Origin of the sequence: Enterococcus mundtii (genome assembly GCF_002813755.1) — a bacterium.
Taxonomy (GTDB): Bacteria; Bacillota; Bacilli; order Lactobacillales; family Enterococcaceae; genus Enterococcus_B; species Enterococcus_B mundtii.
This window is the reverse complement of sequence record NZ_CP018061.1, coordinates 2,337,013-2,354,962: the sequence shown is the minus strand read 5'-3', so window position 1 is coordinate 2,354,962 and position 17,950 is coordinate 2,337,013. Positions and strand designations below refer to the sequence as shown.

Here is a 17,950-nt window from a genome sequence, read left to right as displayed (position 1 = left end):
ATGATTTTAAAAACAAAATTATTTGGCAAAACCTATCAGTTTTCTTCAGTCAAAGAAGTGTTGGCTAAAGCAAATGAAGAAAAATCAGGAGATAAATTAGCGGGTGTGGCAGCAACTTCTGCGGAAGAACGTGTAGCAGCAAAAGTCGTGTTATCGCATCTGACTTTAAACGATCTATTCAACCATCCAGTGGTTGATTATGAGGAAGATGAAGTCACACGTATCATCATCGACCAAGTCAACATGCGTATTTTCGGCATGATCAAACATTGGACAGTTGCAGAATTAAGAGAATATATCCTTTCAGACAAAACAGGAGATTTTGAAATCAAATATATCTCTCGTGGATTGACTGCGGAAATGATTGCGGCAGTCTGCAAATTGATGTCGAATATGGACTTGATCGTGGGCGCAAAAAAGATCCACATTGAAAAAACAGCCAATACAACAATCGGTCGCGCAGGCACTTTCTCCAATCGTCTACAACCCAATCATCCAACAGATGACGTAGACGGGATCATGGCTTCTGTGATGGAAGGATTATCATACGGAGCTGGCGATGCACTGATCGGATTGAATCCAGTGGATGATTCGACAGAAAGCGTGAAACGTTGTTTAGATAAATTTGAAGAATTTCGTAGCGAATGGGAGATCCCAACTCAAACCTGTGTTTTGGCTCATGTGACGACCCAGATGGAAGCCATGCGTCAAGGCGCACCGACTGGTTTAGTTTTCCAATCCATTGCTGGATCAGAAAAAGGAAACACTGCGTTTGGTTTGAATGCGGACATATTAGCTGAAGCGCAAGCATTAGCATTGAGCAGTGGTCAAGCAGCTGGACCGAACGTGATGTATTTTGAAACTGGTCAAGGTTCTGAGTTATCATCTGAAGCTCATTTTGGTGCAGACCAAGTAACGATGGAAGCACGTTGCTATGGCTTAGCGAAGAAATTTGATCCATTCCTTGTGAATACTGTTGTCGGTTTTATTGGACCAGAATACTTGTATGATTCAAAACAAGTCATTCGTGCAGGTTTAGAAGATCACTTCATGGGTAAACTAACAGGTTTATCAATGGGTTGTGACGTATGTTATACAAACCACATGAAAGCAGATCAAAACGATATGGAAAACTTAGCTGTGTTACTAACATCAGCTGGTTGTACGTATATCATGGGTATTCCTCATGGAGACGATGTGATGTTGAACTATCAAACGACAGGTTTCCATGAAACAGCGACCGTCCGTGATTTGTTCGGTTTACGTCCAATCAAAGAATTTGAAGGTTGGATGGAGAAAATGGGCTTGATGGAAAATGGAAAATTAACAAGCTTAGCCGGCGATGCTTCAGTATTTATCAAATAAGTGGGGTGCAAGAAAAAAATGAACGAACAACAATTGAAAGAAATGATCACTTCCATGCTAAGTGAGATGGTAGCCGGTGAAAAACCAACAGAACAATCAACAGAACTACCAAAAACACCAGCCACAACAACCAATACGATGACAACAACCATGCCAGTAGTAGAAGAAGGCATGATCGACGACATCACAGAGGTAGATCTACGTAAACAGCTTTTGGTCAAAGATGCAAAAGATGAAACAGGATACTTGCGCATGAAGGCATTTACACCTGCTCGTATTGGAGTGGGACGTACAGGCACTCGCTATATGACTGATTCTACCTTACGTTTCCGTGCGGACCATGCAGCAGCACAAGATGCCGTATTTTCTGATGTTGATCCGCAATTGGTTGAGGAAATGGGCTTCATCTCGACGCAAACGATTTGTAAAACAAAAGACGAATACTTGACTCGTCCAGATTTTGGTCGTCAATTTGATGAAGAAAATAGCACAAAAATCAAACAACAAACGACAGCAAAAGCCAAAGTGCAGATCGTTGTTGGGGATGGATTAAGTTCTGCGGCTATCGGAGCAAATATCAAAGAAGTACTACCAGCAATCAAACAAGGGTTGAAAATGTATGGCCTAGATTTTGATCAAGTCATATTCGTCAAATATTGTCGTGTACCATCAATGGATCAAATCGGCGAGATCACTGATGCAGAAGTAGTATGTCTATTAGTTGGTGAACGTCCTGGTCTTGTAACAGCAGAATCGATGAGTGCGTATGTTGCTTACCGTCCGACTGTCGGAATGCCGGAAGCTCGTCGTACCGTGATCTCAAACATCCATAAAGGTGGGACGCCAGCGGTTGAAGCCGGTGCATATATTGCGGAATTGATCAAGAAAATGTTAGATAAGAAAAAATCTGGGATTGAATTGAAAGAAGCCGAATAGGAGGAGAATCATCAATGAAAAATGACCGTTTAGGCGCAAACGTCTTGAGTGTTCAAGTCATTCCTAATGTAGATGCTGCGTTAGCAGAGCAATTGGGTTTGACACCAGGGATGCGCTCATTAGGTATCGTGACATCAGATTGTGATGATGTGACTTATGTGGCTTTAGATGAAGCAACAAAGGCGGCGGAAGTAGAAGTTGTTTATGCGAAAAGTATGTATGCAGGAGCGGCGAATGCCTCTACGAAACTAGCAGGTGAAGTGATCGGGATCATCGCTGGGCCAAGTCCGGCTGAGATCACCAGTGGACTATCTGTCGTGACACAAGTCATTGAACAAGAAGCAAGCTTTATCAGTGCAAATGACGATGACAGCATCGTGTACTTTGCCCATGTGGTTTCTCGTTCTGGAAGGTACTTATCAAAAGAAGCCAACATTCGTGAAGGCGAAGCAATTGCTTACTTGATCGCGCCACCTTTAGAAGCGATGGTTGCACTAGATGCAGCACTGAAAGCAGCGGATGTTGAGATCTGCAGTTTCTTTGGACCACCATCTGAAACAAACTTTGGTGGGGCGCTTTTAACGGGTAGTCAATCAGCATGTAAAGCAGCTTGTACTGCTTTTGAACAAGTCGTTCAACGGATCGCAGAAAATCCGTTGAGTTACTAAGGGAGTGTCACGAATGAATGCGATTGGAATGATTGAAGTTCGCGGATTTTTAGGCGCTGTCAGTGTCAGCGATGCTGCGTTAAAATCCGCAGATGTGACCTTGTTGAATGCGGAGATCATCAAAGGTGGACTAACCACTGTCCAACTAAGTGGTGATGTTGCTGCTGTCAATGCAGCAGTCGATGCAGGGGTAGTCGTAGCGAAGGCATTGAACTGTCTGATTTCACATCATGTGATTTCACGGGTGGATGAACAGACGCACATCCTTTTTCAACAACCGAAAACAGAAGAACGTGTCACTGAAGTAACACCTGATTGTTTAGAAGAACCAGCCGAGCCGACAAAAGTCGAAACGAAGGTTGAAGCCACGCAGATCAGTGAAACAAACGATCGTCGGGCAGAGCTACAAGCAAAACGTGTGGCTGAGTTACGAAAAGAAGCTTACAAATTGAATGTGAAACAATTAAAACCATCAGAAATCAAATCTGCAAGCAAACAAGCATTAGTAGAGGCGATCATGGCAGAAATTAAAGGAGTGACCCATCGTGGATAAAGATTTACGCTCGATTCAAGAAACTCGAGATTTGATCGCAGCTGCAAAGAAGGCACAACAAGTGTTAGAAACATTTTCGCAAACGCAGATTGATCAAATCGTCAAAGCCGTTTCAGACGCTACATTTTCACAACGTGAACGTCTAGCAAAAATGGCGAATGAAGAAACTGGCTTCGGCATCTATGGAGACAAAATCATCAAAAATGCTTTTGCTTCAAAAATCGTTTATGAAGAATTCAAACATACGAAAACAGTGGGCGTCATCAATGAAGACCCACAGAAAAAGGTAACGGAGATTGCCGTACCTGTTGGTGTAGTTGCTGGGTTGATCCCATCGACAAACCCAACTTCAACAGTGATCTACAAAGCCTTGATCGCATTGAAAGCTGCGAATAGTATCGTCTTCTCCCCACATCCAAACGCCTTACAATCGATCCAAGCGACCGTTGAGATCATTCGTTCAGCGATTGAATCTGCGGGGGGACCAAAAGAGAGTGTGTCAGTGATCACGACACCAACGATGCAAGCAACAAAAGAATTGATGACCCACAAGGATACGAACTTGATCTTAGCCACTGGTGGCAATGCGATGGTCAAAGCGGCGTATTCTTCAGGAACACCGGCGATCGGCGTAGGTCCAGGAAATGGTCCAGCATATATTGAACGTAGCGCATTGATCCCAATGGCGGTGAAACGGATCATGGATTCTAAAACATTTGATAATGGAACGATCTGTGCATCAGAACAGTCCATCATCGTGGAAAAAGTCAATCGTGAAGCAGTAAAAGCTGAATTGATCAAACAAGGTGCTTACTTCTTGAGTCCAGACGAAGCAGATAAATTGTCTCGCTTTATCTTACGACCTAACGGCACGATGAACCCACAAATCGTTGGACGTTCGGTTCGTCATATCGCTTCATTAGTTGGGTTGAATATTCCATTTGATCGTCGTCTGATCGTGGCAGAAGAAAGCAACGTTGGCATCAAGTATCCATTCTCAAGAGAAAAATTAGCACCGATCATTGCTTTTTACACGGTAGAAAACTGGCAAGAAGCTTGTGATCTATCGGTAGAGATCTTAAAAGGTGAAGGTGCAGGACACACGATGTGTATCCATACTGAAAACAAAGAAGTCGTCCGTGAATTCGGCTTAAGAAAACCAGTTTCTCGTCTGTTGATCAACACCGCAGGTTCATTAGGCGGAATCGGGGCTTCAACTGGCTTAGTACCAGCTTTGACACTAGGCTGTGGCGCCGTTGGTGGAAGTTCTACATCTGACAATATCGGAGTAGAAAATCTATTCAACGTTCGTCGTGTCGCTTACGGTGTCACTGATCTAGCGGACATCCGTCAAGAATTTGGCGCTGGCGCTCAAATGCCAGTCCAAGAAACAAACAACCAAGGGGGCAACAAAGATGAGTTGATCGATACACTCGTTGCCCAAGTATTAGCTCGATTACAATAATATGTAATATATATTAATTGAAAACACACACAATAGGAGGAAATTATAATGTCAAGTACAAACGCTTTAGGAATGATCGAAACTCGTGGATTAGTAGGTGCTGTTGAAGCAGCAGATGCAATGGTGAAAGCAGCAAACGTAACATTGATCGGCAAAGAACAAGTAGGTGGCGGCTTAGTAACAATCATGGTTCGTGGTGATGTTGGGGCTGTAAAAGCAGCAACAGATGCAGGTGCGGCAGCAGCTGAGCGCGTTGGCGAATTATTATCTGTACACGTGATCCCACGCCCACATACTGAAGTAGATGCGATTTTACCAAAAGTGGCTGAATAATCATCGTAAGAGACGTCTAAAATGAAACAAGAGCCAAATGAACCGAAAATACTCCTTATATTTTTGGCTCATTTGGCTTGTTTCCAAGACGAGATCAATGCTTGGAAATAATCCATTGGAGAAAGGAGAGCGTTAAATGGGTGTGATTACAGAAGACCAGTTACGGCACATGTTTCGGAAGAAAGAAATACAAACAGGAATCACTTTCATTGTGCCAAAGGATTGTCTTTTGACTCCCGCAGCCTCCAGCTATTTACGTGAGCATCATATTCCGCTTATGCGAGAAAAACTCGTTTCTTCTCCAATGGAGAAACCTAAGCAACCGATGTTTGAACAAGAATCGTTGATGCCTAGTGTGCGACGAAAAATTGGCTTAGAAATAAAAAAACTGAAAAATCTACTCTTCTTTCATTTATTGGAAGAAAACGATATTTATGCCGAAGGTTGGTTGTATTTAGAATATCAGCAAAAGTGGTTAGCAAGCTTTAGTCGATTGGATGGGAAAAAGCGCTCAACTCATCCAAAACGACTTTCAGGAATGATGTATCGTTCCTCCTTGCAAAAAAGAACCTTACGCTATTCAATCAATGAGATCGAGTATCAAATAGAGAAAATCAGTCAATTGTTAGAAGAAGAACTTCCGACAGATTTAGCTATTTTTATGTTATGGGCAGAAGAATTGCAACGTATGATTCAACTGCCGAAAAATGAGTAGGAGATGAACCGATTGGATCATTTAAATGAAATTATCAATGAAGTGGTACAACGTATCCAGTCACAACAACATTCTTTCGAAGTAGAAGCTTCAGGAAGACACGTGCATTTGAGTCGCAAAGATATCGACGCATTATTTGGTCCAGGATACCAATTGACCAAAGTCAAAGAATTGTCTCAACCCGGTCAGTATGTCTGTAAAGAGCGGATCACTGTCGCAGGTCCCAAAGGCTTATTCCAAAATGTGGTCATTTTAGGCCCAGAACGAGCGGAGTCACAAGTTGAAGTATCCATGACGGATACACGTATTTTAGGCAGTCGCGTGCCTGTCAGAGAAAGTGGCAAAACCGAAGGAACACCAGGCGTTATCTTAATGAACGGTGAGTCAGCTGTTCAATTAGATAAAGGCTTGATCGTGGCAAAGCGCCATATCCATATGACACCAGAAGATGCAAACAAAAACCAAGTAGTGAATGGCCAAACGGTAAAAGTACGTGTGGAAGCAAGTCGTCCGCTGATCTTTGATGATGTGGTTGTCCGTGTCAGTCCAGATTTTGCGACGTATATGCACATTGATTACGATGAAGCAAATGCTTGCGGCTTGAACAAAGGAGATCGTGGTTACATTTGTAAATAGGGAGGGGATTTCGTGAAGGTAACGGAGATCGAAAAAGTCATTCAGCAAGTCACAGAAATGCTGATGAACCGATTGCCCACAGCTGACTATCAGTTAGCATGGATGGACGAAAAAGCAAGTTATCCTAAAACGTTATTTGCTGAACGATCGATGGTCGATTGGATAGAAACACAAGATCCAACGAAAAGCGATGGCTTAGTCGTCCAACATGTCAGTTTTCCTCAATTGGCCGCGATTGCTCAGTTGCTACCGACTGATCGTAAAACGGCGAGTATCCTTTCTTTTTTGTTCGCAGGAAAGCCTGTCTTGGTTCTGCAAACAGAGACAGCGAACCATTCGAGCCAAATGAAATATCACCTCAAAAAGAAGGTCAGTGAGCTATCCGAGCAATGTCAACGTTATGGGATGTATTTTTTCGAGGAAGAAAATGCAAGCTATGACTCATTTTTAACGGCTTGCCGAAAAAAGGTGTTAGCAAAAGAGTTGCCAAAACGAAAGTATGTCACAGAGAAGCAATTGATCCAGCGACTACAACAAACGAATGGAATAGATCTAATGAATCAGGAACGGTTGACACCTTTAGCTGAGGAATATGCGCTAAGAAATCGTTTATTCAAATGAGGAGGGATCACAGATGTTATTAGGGAAAGTGACTGGAAGTCTATGGTCGACCAGAAAAGATGAAAAACTAAATGGTTGGAAATTACTGATGGTCGATGTATTAGATGAGAAAGAAACGAAAATCGGGTTTATTGTCGCAGCAGACAATGCCGGTGCCGGTGTCGGTGACAAGGTATTGATCAGCAAAGGACAAGCAGCTAGAATTTCAGCTGGTGATCCAGATACACCTATTGATGCAATGATTGTCGGTGTGATTGATTCAATTGAAGAATAAAGGAGATTTACGATGAGTATCAATGAAATCATTATGTATGTCATGGTTCTTTTTATGGTTATCGGCGGGATCGATAAATGTATCGGGAACAAATTAGGTTTAGGGGAACAATTTGAAGAAGGCTTGATGGCAATGGGTTCATTAGCCTTATCAATGGTCGGGATCATCACATTAGCACCTGTTCTTGCAACAGTTCTTAGCCCAATCGTTGTACCTGTATATGAATTCTTAGGAGCAGATCCTTCGATGTTTGCGACGACTTTGTTAGCCAACGATATGGGTGGCTTCGCTTTAGCACAACAAATGGCGCATGACCCACAAGCTGGCTTGTTTGCCGGTGCGATCTTAGGCGCAATGATGGGACCAACTTTAGTGTTCACGATCCCTGTTGCTTTAGGAATCATTGAAAAAGAAGATCAACAATACTTAGCAACAGGTGTGCTGAGCGGAATCATTACGATTCCATTAGGTTTGTTAGCAGGTGGCTTAGTTGCGGGTATGCCAATGAGTATGATCTTACCAAACTTATTGCCGATCGTGATCGTTGCCGCTTTGATCATTGTAGGTCTATGGTTAGCGCCACAAGGAATGATCAAAGGATTCAATGTCTTTGGTAAAGGTGTAGTGATCGTTGCAATTGCTGGCTTGGTCATTGGTGCGATCCAACAATTAGTTGACATCACATTGATTCCAGGAATTGCTCCGGTGACAGAAGGTATCGAAGTAGTGGGTGATATTGCGTTGACATTGGCTGGCGCATTCTGTTTAGTGGCAGTCATCACACGAGTGTTTAACAAACCTTTGATGAAATTAGGAAAAGTTTTAGGTATGAATGAAATTGCAGCTGCCGGCATGGTGGCTACATTAGCAAACAATATCCCGATGTTCCAAATGTTAAAAGACATGGACCGTCGTGGAAAAATCATCAATGTGGCATTTGCAGTCTCGGCTTCATTTATTTTAGGTGATCATTTAGGCTTTACTGCGGGCGTGGCGAAAGAAATGATTTTCCCAATGATGGTTGGAAAAATCGTTGGTGGGATCACTGCGATCTTTGTTGCAGTATTCATGGCGAATCGTTTATTAGGAAAAGAAAAAGAAGTAATCGTAAGTGAGCAAACAACAACGAAACAAGAGCAAACGATCGTAGAATAGGAGCGTGGCGAAAATGGCAGAATTAGATCGTCAAATGATCGAAAACTTAGTACGACAATTAGTGATGGAAAAATTGATGCCGGCAAAACAGGTCGATCCTAGTGGTGTTGCTTCCATTAGACTAGCAGAAATGACAGTGTCTGAAGAAGATCGCCTTGATACAGGAAACCCTGCTGACCGTGTATATACAAAAGATCTTTTTTCATTACAAGAAAGCCCACGTCTGGGTTGCGGCATTATGGAAATGACCGATACGACTTTTGATTGGACGTTAGAATATGATGAAATCGATTATGTGATTTCTGGTCAACTAGATATATTGATTGATGGACGGAAAGTCTCTGCGAAAGCTGGAGAACTGATCTTGATCCCGAAAAGCACGAGTATCCAGTTCTCAGTAACTGGGGAAGCACGCTTTATCTACGTGACTTATCCAGCCGATTGGCAATCACAATAAACAAAGTATTTCGGAAGTACCGGTTATTTGGTTTTATGGCTGGTCGGGCTTCATGATCTCAGGTAACAATGGATAGGTGCAAATAATCAATTTAAGTGAGTGTTTATTTTTTATTTCAAGTATCGTTACATGAGAGTGCGGAAGAAGGTCTAGAATGTACTAAAGCCGAATAACCGGTGCTTCTGAATGGTTTTGGTTTAATGAGTCAAGTGGCACGTTTGAAGTGGCAGTATTTTTTTCGAATGAATGATCTGAAAAGTGAAGTGGTAAATTCTGTTGATTCAGAGTTTATCGCTTTTTTGTTGCTTTTCCCCATAGCATCATTCCTTAGAATTTTCTTGTTTTATGTTATTGTAAGAGAAAGAACAAACTAGAAAGGAAGAAATCGGATGAAAAAAGCGTTGTTGATCGTTAACCCTAGTTCTGGAGGAGAAAAAGCAAAAGAATATGAAGAAATGGCAGAAAATAAATTGCGTACCATTTTTGAGGAAGTCCAAGTCTTGCACACTGAAAAAAGTGGCGATGCGACGAATTTTGCTCGTGAAGGGGCGCTGGAAAAAATCGATAGTGTCTTTGCGATGGGCGGTGATGGTACGGTGAATGAAGCTATCAGCGGCTTGGCAGAACAAGCGCATCGTCCAAATTTTGGCTTCTTCCCTTTAGGAACGGTGAATGATCTAGCACGAGCGTTGAATATGCCGATTGATCCAGAGGAAGCCATCCAACAATTCTCGATCGAACACACGAAACCGTTAGATATCGGGAAAATCAATGATCAATACTTTATGAACGTCGTTGCCATTGGAACGATTCCAGAAGCGATCAATGACGTTGATCCTGAAAAGAAAACCAAACTAGGAAAGATGGCTTATTTTATTTCTGGCTTCAAACAACTGACAAATACCCAATCCTATACGTTCCATGTGGAAGCTGATGGCGTAGAGGAAGAAATCGAAAGTAGTACCCTGTTGATCGGTTTGACGAACTCGGTTGGTGGTTTTGAAACACTCTTGCCAGAAGCAGAAATCAATGATGGCAAGCTTCATTTTGTATATTTAAAAGACCGCTCATTTTTTGATACCTTAAAAGCAGTGCCTGATTTGATCAAAGGAGTCGATGCGACGACGGAGAATCTTGCGTATCAGACAGCAGAGAAGTTAGTGATTTCTTTAGTAGACGAAGAAGAACTAGCAACAAATATCGATGGGGATGAAGGGACAAAACTTCCAGTAACGATCCAAGTATTACCATCACATTTATCCGTTTATTGTTAGAATCAAATTAAGCAAAATCAACTAGACCAACTACCTAAAACCACGAATATGAAAGATAAAAGATAGAAAAGGGCGACTCGGTGATGAAACAAATCAGCCGAGGCACCCTTTATTTTTTGCGCTTTTTTGTAAATATTGGATGAATTTGTTAAGAGGATTTCTTAAAGGTTTTATTTATTTCAAAAAAAAACGTAGGTATACCAAGGTGTTGGATGATCAAAGAAAAGAGACCTTGTTTTACAAATGATTTACAATCTTCATCTACTCCTATCGTGAAGTCCATTAGAAATTTACATTGAGTCCATAAAATGAAAGATGTACCAAATAAAAAACAAGGGAGTTTACCACACATGTTTTGGAATAAAAGACGATTGAAAGTTATTAGTGCGATGTTTTTCATGACCGGTTTATTTTTATTAGCTGGGTGTAATTCCAATGCTCAAGCAGATGGCGAAAGCCAGAATTCTGCCGAACCAATCAAGATTGCTTTTTATCCCAATGAATCAGCAAGTGAATTTGAACAATCAAGAAATGAGATCCAAACGATCGTATCGGAAGCAACAGGTAGAGATGTCGAGATCGTCATTAGTACAGATTATAATATCGTGATCGAATCGATTGCGAACGGACAAGTAGATTTAGCGTATATGGGACCAGATGGCTATATTGAAGCCAATCGCAAAAATGAAAATGTTCAAGCGATTTTAACAAATTCGGGTGCAAGTGGCACTCTGGAAGATGCTGTTTATTACAGTTTTATTGTCGTCAATGAAGAAGATACAGCGGAGTATCAAGAGGGTGATGGCTATACGTTGGAACCGATTGAAGGCAAAACGTTTTCCTTTGTCTCTAATTCTTCCACTTCTGGGTTTAGAGTACCGAGTCAAGCAATCGTTGACCAATTTGGACTTGGTAGTTCGGATGAATTGATCATTGATGGTGACTTCTTCAATAAAGTACTTTTCGGAGGTTCTCACCAAGGTTCTGCGGTGAACTTACTTAAAGGCGATGCAGACGTAGCGGCATTTATGAACATGGCTCAATATTTTGATGTCGTGGAAGGTGAAGAAAATAAAGCGGGTGTCGTTTACCAAGTAAAAGCAGATGCAGAGGCACCATTTGATACAGTAAGAGGCGAAAAAGTACGTGTGATCCATTCGATCCCAGTGTTAAATGGACCATTTGTTGTCAACAGAGATAATCTGGATGAAGAAACAGTCGATAAAATCACTCAAGCCATGATGAGTGAAGAAGTGACGAATAATGAAGCGATCTTTTCACCAAAAGACTCAGAATCTGTGGGTCTATATCAGAAAGAAGCGGATGAACAATTCGTTGAAGTCACTGATAGTTTCTATGACCCACTTCGCTAAGAAGTAGAAAGGACGAGCCATGCTATTACAAGTAGACTCGATTTCAAAAACCTATAGTAACGGGAAACAAGCGTTAAAGGACATTTCCTTTCAACTAGAAAAAGGAGAATTTGTTTCGATCATCGGACCATCAGGTGCAGGAAAATCCACGATTTTGCGTTGTATCAATCAGTTGATTTCTGCGAATGAAGGGGTTGTTCTCTTTGAAGATGAGGACATGCAACGTCTAAAGAAGAAGCCTTTACGCTTAAAAAGAAGAAGAATCGGTATGATTTTCCAGCATTATAATCTAGTCAGTCGCCTCACAGCTGTTGAAAATGTCCTTCACGGTAGACTTGGATACAAGTCTGCTGTGAAAGGCTCGATTGGTGTCTACAATGAAGAGGAAAAACAGGAAGCCTTCGATTTGCTAGAAAAAGTCGGATTATCAGAGTTTGCTTACACACGTTGTGATGAATTGAGTGGTGGACAAAAGCAACGTGTTGGGATTGCCCGAGCATTGATGCAACGTCCTGCGTTGATCTTATGTGATGAGCCGATCGCCTCCTTAGACCCCAAATCTTCAAAAGTCGTTATGGATTATTTACGGCAAGTGACGAAAGAATTAGATATTGCTTGTCTAGTGAATCTTCACCAAGTAGAAGTTGCGATCGATTATTCCGATCGGATCATTGGCGTGAATAGTGGCAATGTCGTGTTCTCTGGAAACCCAGATGAACTGACAACAAATCAAATCAATCAGATTTATCAGTCTGATGAATTGTTAGTATAGGGAGGGCTTGGATGGATAAAACACTGAATCAAGATCTCTTTCGTAAAAAGAAGCAGTTTTTATTTGTGACACTCTTTAGCTTTGTTGTCGTGTACATTGCCTTTTCACAATTTGTTGGCTTTCAATTTGGTGCAGCTATTGCGGCGATTCCCCAAAGTTTTTTCTGGTTGTTCACCAATTTTATCCCAACGGAAAATTCGATCCAATCCTTGCCATTGATCTTATCTAAATTACTTGAGACGGTTTTGTTGTCGATCACAGCAACGATGACTGCCACAGTATTTTCATTGATTACGGCAATCATTGGTTCAGAGACAACTGGCCTGAATAAGGGAACAAAAACAGTGGCGCGGGTCTTTGCTAGTTTTTTTAGAAATATCCCGATTGTGGTTTGGGCAATGGTCCTACTGTTGAGTTTCAAACAAAATGAATTTACTGGTTATTTAGCCATCACCTTTACAACGTACGGTTACTTGACGCGCTCGTTTATGGAAACGATCGATGAAGTGGCAGGAAGTATCACAGAAGCGATGACGGCGACTGGTGCTTCTTACTTTGCGCTCATTTTTCAAGGCGTCTTACCGATGGTCTTTGGTCAGCTGATCAGTTGGATATTGTTCATGATCGAAAACAACATCCGTGATGCAACATTAGTCGGCATATTGACCGGAACGGGGATCGGTTTTCTGTTTGACCTCTATTATAAGAAATTTCGCTACGATATGGCAGGAATGGTCATCTTGACGATCGTCATCATCGTGATCGCACTGGAACTTTCGTCCAATAAAATTAGGAGGATGATTCATTGATATGGTCCAACGACAAAGTGAACTTGAATTAGCGGTGACAGAAACCGTCTTAGCCCAACCGACAAAAATCAGACGAAATGCTAAAAAGAAAATCCGGATTCGCGTGTGGAAAACCTATCGGATCGTCCCTTGGGTCTTGTTTACGCTACTGACTAGTATATCGATCTACACCTTATTCACGATGAATTATGGAGAGGTCGTCTTGCTGGATGCGACGCGACAATTTTTTACAGACTTGCAACGGATTTTTCTCCAGCCAAGACTCTCAGGACGTTTTCCCTTTGAAGCATTGCTTCAAGCATTAGGTATGACTATAGGTTTAGCAGTGATCACCACATTGCTCGGTGGAGTGACAGCTTTCTTGATGGCATTGTTTACAGCAAGAAATATCAGCCATTCAGGCCTATCAAACGCGATCCGAACAGTAATGTCATTCATCCGTGCGGTTCCAACGATCTTGTGGGTCATGATTTTCTCGATCTTGATTGGATTGGGTGCGAATGCGGCAATCATTGGCATGTCTTTTCACACGATTGCTTATCTGATAAAGGTCTTTTCTGAGAGTATTGAAGAAATCGATTCTGGTGTGATCGAAGCATTACGTGCGTGTGGGGCAAGTTGGTGGCAGGTGGTGTTCCAAGCAATTTTACCTTCTTGTATGACCGCTTTGCTTTCTTGGTTGTTCATCCGTTTTGAGATCAACTTTACTAATGCGATTGCCGTAGGTGCCGCCGCAGGAGCGGGTGGTTTAGGGTTCCAACTTGCGATGACAAGTAGTTTTTATTTTGATTTTCATGAGATCGGCGTATTAGTGTATATGATTTTAGCAGTAGTTGCGATCTTAGAAGTCGTGGCGATCAGACTACGAAAAAAATATATCATTCACGCTTGATTGAGATGAAATTGACTGGAAAAAAGGAGAGGGGACGTCGAGTGAAAGCAGATTTGCATGTCCATAGTTACTTTTCAGATGGCAGCAGTTCACCAGAAGAACTACTCAAATTAGCATTGAAGCATCACATGAATATCCTGTCCGTCGTAGATCAAGATACCTCGGCGGGATTAGCTCATATAAGACAGGTCTTCGCTCCTTCCCCAATCAATTTTATTGAAGGCATCGAAGTGACCGCTTATGATTTCAAACGCCGGCAACAGGTACATATCTTAGGGTATAATCTACTGAATTATCAGTATATCGAACAGTTATGTGAACCGTTGCGTGCGGCGCGAACAAGAAATACCTTACGTCAGTTGAGACGTATCCAAACTGAAGGATTTCGTATCAAAGAAGAGCAGGTGAGACAGTTTGCGAAACAGGCGACCGCTCTTTACAAACAACACATCATGTCTGCGTTGATCAAAGCAGGATATGATACATCGATTGATGGACATCTTTACCGTAAATTATTCAAATATAATGATTTTGGTCAAGAAGAGACAGAAATGATCGATGTCTACGAAGTGATCCAAGCAATCAAGCTCGGTGGCGGGATGTCCGTCGTTGCCCACCCAGGAAAGCTCGAAAGTTTCGAGTTGATCCCGGAGCTGGCTTCGTTTGGTATTGATGGTATCGAAAAATATCATCCAGAACATAGTTTGAAAGATCAACGAAAAGTACAGGAATTAGTTGATCGTTTCAATATCCGCTGTTTTGGAGGATCTGATTTTAAAGGGAAGAACGGACCAGATTATTTTGGCGAGTGTGCCATGGCTGATGTACGTGAATTTCCTGACGAGTTATTACTCGATGCACATATGAAAGCCAACTAAATTTTTTTCTTTTTTATCCTATATTTTATTTAGCCCCCCCCGGCTGAAAAGACGGTCTTTCCATTCGTGCGATCATCCTTGCACGTGTTGAAAGACCGTTTTTGTGTAGGCAAAAAGTATCTAGGGGAGTACGCCATTACTGTCTAAGATAGAATAAACGTCGTTCAAGAAGGGGCACTTCAATAATAAGAGGTTACTTCTGTTCCCGCCGTTTATTCGGTTATAGGTGGGGGGAGGTGAACGAATGGCCCACTCCCTGATCAGCGTGAACCGTTACTTAAAGACAGTGGTTTTTTGTTTTCAAGTGTTGTCAATCTAACGCAGCAACAAATCGTTGAGTGATTTCTTGTGGGCGGGTAATGGCGCCACCAACCACGATACCAGCTACACCTAACGCTTGGATTTCTTTCGCTTGTTGGGGTGTGTGGATCTTTCCTTCTGCAATCACACATACATCGGCTTCAAGAAGTCGTTTGATCAACTGCACATCAGGCCCTTCTGTTTCTTCACTTTCTTCGGTATAGCCGCTTAATGTCGTCCCAACAAAATCGATCCCGGCTTTATAAGCATTGATTCCTTCTTCAAAGGTCGCAATATCTGCCATAAATAATTGATGAGGATATTTCGTTTTGATTTGTTCAATGAATGCGCTGATCGATAAGCCATCGTGTCGTTTACGCAGGGTACAATCAAGTGCAATCACTTCGACGCCAGTGGCGACTAATTCATCCACTTCTTTCATCGTTGCAGTGATAAACGGTTTTTCAGGGGGATAATCCCGTTTGATGATACCAATCATCGGTAAATCAACTTTTTCTTTGATCTCTAAAATATCTCTGACTGAATTTGCCCGAATACCGACTGCGCCAGCTTTCTTTGCAGCTAGTGCAAAATAAGGCATCAAGCCACCTTCTTCTGAATAAAAAACTTCGTCAGGTAATGCTTGGCAAGAAACGATCAATCCATGACTGATTTGTTCTAAAAATTCTTGTTTGTCCATTTGTCAAAAACTCCATTCTGAAAACAATAGTAAGCCATTTCTACCAAGAAATATAGCATCCGCTTTCATGAGTGTAAAGAGAAAGGGCTATATTCACAGCACCTTCCATTGGAAAAATCATTCGTTTACAAAAGAAGGATCAAAATTTTTTCGCATATACTGAAAAAGTTCTTGATTTTTTCTTGGATTTTGGATATGATTTTAACAATTTAGGGTGATTTAAAGAAAAGGGGAAGAAAAATGACGAAGTATCAACGAAAGGTATTATTATCAACATCGGCGGGTATTGCTTTAGAAAATATGGATATTATGTTTTTAGCTTTTTCATTATCTTCAATGATCGCAACTTTTAATATTAGTGGAACGCAAGCAGGGTTGATTGCAACAATCACTAATTTAGGGATGCTCGTTGGAGGTATTTTTTTTGGATTGATGGCGGATAAATATGGGAGAGTCAAAGTATTTTCGCAAACAGTCATTTTGTTCTCAATTGCTTCTTTACTCATGTATTTTGCATCGAATATTTATCTTGTTTATCTGTTTCGTTTTATCGCAGGAATCGGCGCTGGTGGGGAATACGGCGCATGTATGTCTTTGATTTCTGAAAGCTTTTCAAAGAAACAAATCGGGCGTGCATCTTCTGTCGCTGCAATCGGCGCACAAGTTGGTGCAGCTTTGGCAGCCATCTTAGCAGCGGTGATCATTCCTTTGTTTGGCTGGAAAATGCTTTACGTCATCGGTGTCTTGCCGGTCTTGATGGTTTTATTTATTCGAAGAGGGCTAAAAGAACCAGAGGCATTTGAAGAAACAAAAGAAACTGGGAAAAAGACAAAGCTTAGTCATTTGTTCCAAACGAAACACATGGCATGGCAAACGACAGGTCTTAGTCTGATGGTTACTGTACAGATTGCCGGCTACTTCGGATTGATGAATTGGTTGCCTTCAATCATGCAGGCACAATTAGGTCTATCAGTATCGGGGTCCTCTTTATGGATGATCAGCACGATTTTAGGGATGTCATTAGGGATGATGACGTTTGGGATCATCATGGATAAAGTTGGTCCAACCCTCGCATTTGGCTTGTTTCTGATTTGCTCCTCTTTGTCTGTCTTTTTACTCGTACTTGCACACAGTCAATGGAGTTTAGTTGCGGCAGCAGTAGTCGTAGGTTACTTCATCAACGGAATGTATGGCGGGTATGGCGCGATCATCAGTAGTTTGTATCCAACAGAGATCCGTGCAACAGCGAATAATTTTATCATGAACCTAGGACGAGCAGTAGGCGGTTTTTCATCAATCGTGATCGGCTTTCTAATGTACCATTATAGTTTGACGGCTGTTATTCTATTTCTGAGTGGAATTTATTTAATCAGTTTCCTTGTCTTGTTGACTTTATCAGGAGTAAGAGATCTGAAAACAAGTTTACAACAATAGTAAATGGATCAAAGGGATATTCTAACATATGATTAAATTGAGGCTGTGATAGAAGCGTCTTGACCTGAACAGTAAGAAAAAATTGAAAAATAGTTATTCATATTTTACAATTGTCTAACTTATTGTTGAAGGTCAGCTTCTGGAACACCGTTTATTCGATTTTAAAGGGCATAAGATGACTAGTGTCTCAGGCCCATTACATAAAATACGTACCTATGATTTGTAATAGCAAGGCATTGAAGAAACTCAAGTTGTCTTTTATCCTTGATGAAAAAATAATACGCATATTTTCTCCACATAATAAAAAATATAAAACATTATTAAAATAAGTCTAAACTAT

Annotated in this window: 20 protein-coding genes; 19 read left to right on the top strand and 1 reads right to left on the bottom strand. The window is 41.5% G+C overall.

Going from position 1 to position 17,950, the window contains the following annotated elements; genetic code table 11:
- The 18 genes from EM4838_RS11105 to EM4838_RS11020 all read left to right on the top strand — a co-directional run bounded on the left by EM4838_RS11105 (position 1) and on the right by EM4838_RS11020 (position 15,176).
- Positions 1-1,365: an ethanolamine ammonia-lyase subunit EutB gene (locus EM4838_RS11105; RefSeq protein ID WP_071867216.1), complete on the top strand. Its 1,365-nt coding sequence runs from the start codon at positions 1-3 to the stop codon at positions 1,363-1,365.
- 18 nt (positions 1,366-1,383) lie between these two features.
- On the top strand, positions 1,384-2,301 hold the full coding sequence (gene eutC / locus EM4838_RS11100) for an ethanolamine ammonia-lyase subunit EutC (RefSeq protein ID WP_071867215.1): 918 nt from the start codon (positions 1,384-1,386) through the stop codon (positions 2,299-2,301).
- A gap of 14 nt (positions 2,302-2,315) precedes the next feature.
- Positions 2,316-2,969 (top strand): ethanolamine utilization microcompartment protein EutL, encoded by a 654-nt coding sequence (gene eutL, locus EM4838_RS11095; protein WP_071867214.1) that lies wholly within the window; start codon positions 2,316-2,318, stop codon positions 2,967-2,969.
- Between the two features lie 13 nt (positions 2,970-2,982).
- Positions 2,983-3,522 carry a BMC domain-containing protein gene (locus tag EM4838_RS11090; RefSeq protein WP_071867213.1) on the top strand — a complete coding sequence of 180 codons (540 nt, stop codon included), beginning with the start codon at positions 2,983-2,985 and terminating at the stop codon, positions 3,520-3,522.
- Positions 3,512-4,987, top strand: a complete 1,476-nt coding sequence (locus EM4838_RS11085; protein ID WP_100917279.1) for an acetaldehyde dehydrogenase (acetylating) — start codon at positions 3,512-3,514, stop codon at positions 4,985-4,987. Before EM4838_RS11090 ends, EM4838_RS11085 begins: the two co-directional genes overlap by 11 nt.
- A gap of 48 nt (positions 4,988-5,035) precedes the next feature.
- Positions 5,036-5,320, top strand: coding sequence for a BMC domain-containing protein (locus tag EM4838_RS11080; protein WP_010734677.1), 285 nt, complete (start codon positions 5,036-5,038; stop codon positions 5,318-5,320).
- 136 nt (positions 5,321-5,456) lie between these two features.
- Entirely contained in the window at positions 5,457-6,035 is a 579-nt protein-coding gene (locus EM4838_RS11075) for a hypothetical protein (RefSeq protein WP_071867211.1), read from the top strand.
- A 3-nt stretch (positions 6,036-6,038) separates the two neighbouring features.
- Positions 6,039-6,671, top strand: coding sequence for an ethanolamine utilization phosphate acetyltransferase EutD (gene eutD / locus EM4838_RS11070; protein ID WP_071867210.1), 633 nt, complete (start codon positions 6,039-6,041; stop codon positions 6,669-6,671).
- A 12-nt stretch (positions 6,672-6,683) separates the two neighbouring features.
- Positions 6,684-7,292 carry a hypothetical protein gene (locus tag EM4838_RS11065; protein ID WP_071867209.1) on the top strand — a complete coding sequence of 203 codons (609 nt, stop codon included), beginning with the start codon at positions 6,684-6,686 and terminating at the stop codon, positions 7,290-7,292.
- Positions 7,293-7,305: 13 nt separating this feature from the next.
- Positions 7,306-7,566, top strand: a complete 261-nt coding sequence (locus tag EM4838_RS11060) for a EutN/CcmL family microcompartment protein (RefSeq protein WP_071867208.1) — start codon at positions 7,306-7,308, stop codon at positions 7,564-7,566.
- A 12-nt stretch (positions 7,567-7,578) separates the two neighbouring features.
- Positions 7,579-8,721, top strand: coding sequence for an ethanolamine utilization protein EutH (gene eutH / locus EM4838_RS11055; protein WP_071867207.1), 1,143 nt, complete (start codon positions 7,579-7,581; stop codon positions 8,719-8,721).
- 13 nt (positions 8,722-8,734) lie between these two features.
- Positions 8,735-9,178, top strand: coding sequence for a cupin domain-containing protein (locus tag EM4838_RS11050; protein WP_071867206.1), 444 nt, complete (start codon positions 8,735-8,737; stop codon positions 9,176-9,178).
- 389 nt (positions 9,179-9,567) lie between these two features.
- Positions 9,568-10,452 carry a diacylglycerol/lipid kinase family protein gene (locus EM4838_RS11045; RefSeq protein WP_071867205.1) on the top strand — a complete coding sequence of 295 codons (885 nt, stop codon included), beginning with the start codon at positions 9,568-9,570 and terminating at the stop codon, positions 10,450-10,452.
- 350 nt (positions 10,453-10,802) lie between these two features.
- Complete coding sequence (locus tag EM4838_RS11040) at positions 10,803-11,825, top strand: phosphate/phosphite/phosphonate ABC transporter substrate-binding protein (RefSeq protein ID WP_071867229.1); 1,023 nt, start codon at positions 10,803-10,805, stop codon at positions 11,823-11,825.
- 19 nt (positions 11,826-11,844) lie between these two features.
- Positions 11,845-12,597, top strand: a complete 753-nt coding sequence (phnC, locus tag EM4838_RS11035) for a phosphonate ABC transporter ATP-binding protein (protein WP_071867204.1) — start codon at positions 11,845-11,847, stop codon at positions 12,595-12,597.
- Between the two features lie 11 nt (positions 12,598-12,608).
- Positions 12,609-13,406 carry an ABC transporter permease subunit gene (locus EM4838_RS11030; protein ID WP_071867203.1) on the top strand — a complete coding sequence of 266 codons (798 nt, stop codon included), beginning with the start codon at positions 12,609-12,611 and terminating at the stop codon, positions 13,404-13,406.
- 1 nt (position 13,407) lies between these two features.
- Positions 13,408-14,298: a PhnE/PtxC family ABC transporter permease gene (locus tag EM4838_RS11025; protein ID WP_071867202.1), complete on the top strand. Its 891-nt coding sequence runs from the start codon at positions 13,408-13,410 to the stop codon at positions 14,296-14,298.
- Positions 14,299-14,339: 41 nt separating this feature from the next.
- Positions 14,340-15,176, top strand: a complete 837-nt coding sequence (locus tag EM4838_RS11020) for a PHP domain-containing protein (RefSeq protein WP_071867201.1) — start codon at positions 14,340-14,342, stop codon at positions 15,174-15,176.
- 310 nt (positions 15,177-15,486) lie between these two features.
- Here EM4838_RS11020 and EM4838_RS11015 read toward each other — a convergent pair whose 3' ends face one another.
- Positions 15,487-16,176 (bottom strand): N-acetylmannosamine-6-phosphate 2-epimerase, encoded by a 690-nt coding sequence (locus EM4838_RS11015; RefSeq protein WP_071867200.1) that lies wholly within the window; start codon positions 16,174-16,176, stop codon positions 15,487-15,489.
- A gap of 240 nt (positions 16,177-16,416) precedes the next feature.
- Between EM4838_RS11015 and EM4838_RS11010 the strand changes: the two genes are divergently transcribed.
- Positions 16,417-17,610 carry an MFS transporter gene (locus EM4838_RS11010; RefSeq protein WP_071867199.1) on the top strand — a complete coding sequence of 398 codons (1,194 nt, stop codon included), beginning with the start codon at positions 16,417-16,419 and terminating at the stop codon, positions 17,608-17,610.
- Positions 17,611-17,950: the final 340 nt, after the last annotated feature.